This is a genomic window from Herbaspirillum sp. B65 (genome assembly GCF_000333555.1).
Lineage (GTDB): Bacteria > Pseudomonadota > Gammaproteobacteria > Burkholderiales > Burkholderiaceae_D > Herbaspirillum > Herbaspirillum rubrisubalbicans.
Window position 1 is genome coordinate 1 of the sequence record NZ_BADI01000583.1, and the last position, 912, is coordinate 912.

The window sequence follows — 912 nt, forward strand, 5'->3', positions numbered from 1 at the left end:
TTTCATCGACATCGCCGAACGTGGCGGCGTACTGGATGTCCTGCTGCTCAAGTTGCTCGACACGGTGGCCGCCACCCTGCGCCACTGGCCCCCGGAGCTGCGCCTGGCGATCAACCTGTCGCCCTGCCAGTTCCTCGACGGCAGCCTGCTGGACCGTCTGGCCGCCGTGATGCATCAGCATGGCCTGCCCATGTCGCGCCTGCAGCTGGAGATCACCGAGACCGTGCTGGTGCAGGACCACGAGCGCACCTTGCAGACCATCCTGGCCGCACGCCAGGCCGGGGCCAGCCTGTCGCTGGATGATTTCGGCACCGGCTATTCCAGCCTGACGCGCCTGCAATCCTATCCCTTCGACGAGATCAAGATCGATGCCAGTTTCGTACGCACCATGGACCAGAACCCGGACAGCTTTCGCATCGTGCTGGCGGTCGCGGGCCTGGGCCAGAGTCTCAAGATGCACGTGGTCGCCGAAGGCATCGAGACTGAACACCACGCCCATCTCCTCAAGCGCATGGGCTGCGAATTCGGGCAAGGCTTCCATCTCGGCCGTCCTGCTCCGCTGGCCGATGCGGCACGGCTGATCGGCGAGCGCGGCGTGTGGTCGCGCCTCAGCGCCGGGATCGATACCTCGCCCTTCCAGCGCTGGCACCAGCTCGATTCGCTCTATCGCAGCGCGCCGGTTGGCCTGTGCTTCCTCGATCCCTTGCTGCGCGTGGTCAGCGCCAATGCCATGATGATCGACCTGCTCGGTGGCTATGCCGGCAGCGAGCTGGAGGGCAGCCCGGTCATCGACCTGCTGAACCGCAGCGAACATCGCCCGCTGCTGCAGATGGTGGCCGAGGTGGTCGACGGTGCGTGTCCTGCCGCCACGGAATTCTTCAATTCGCGCACCGGCCGCACCTCGTTGCTGGC

At 65.9% G+C, this 912-nt stretch carries 1 protein-coding gene; it reads left to right on the top strand.

Going from position 1 to position 912, the window contains the following annotated elements; all coding sequences use genetic code 11:
- Nucleotides 1–912: EAL domain-containing protein (locus tag I5W_RS13995; protein ID WP_044529685.1), on the top strand; the 912-nt coding region annotated here is incomplete at both ends.